Origin of the sequence: Bartonella sp. AA81SXKL (genome assembly GCF_042196945.1) — a bacterium.
Lineage (GTDB): Bacteria > Pseudomonadota > Alphaproteobacteria > Rhizobiales > Rhizobiaceae > Bartonella.
Genome location: NZ_JBHIRH010000282.1, coordinates 1 through 343 on the forward strand (window position 1 = coordinate 1; position 343 = coordinate 343).

General features: G+C 39.7%; 1 pseudogene. It reads left to right on the forward strand.

The features are described from left to right. Positions 1–343, forward strand: a pseudogene (locus ACFINZ_RS11100) (chromosomal replication initiator protein DnaA); the annotation flags it as partial.

Below are 343 nucleotides of genomic sequence, written 5' to 3' on the forward strand. Positions count from 1 at the left end.
TTGAAATTGAAGCGCCAGATTATGAAATGCGTTTGGAAATGTTGCGCCAACGGTTAAAGGTGGCGCAACAAGATGACAACATGATTGTAATTTCAGATGAGGTTTTGCAGTATATTGCTAAAACGATTTTGGGTTCAGGGCGTGATATTGAAGGAGCCTTTAATCAGTTGTTGTTTCGTCAGTCTTTCGAATCTGATTTGTCTTTGGAAAGGATTGATGAATTTTTGGGTCATTTGACACGTTCAGGTGAATCTAAGCGTATTCGAATTGAAGAAATTCAGCGCGCGGTTGCTCGCCATTATAATGTTTCTAAGCAAGATTTATTATCTAATCGTCGGACGCG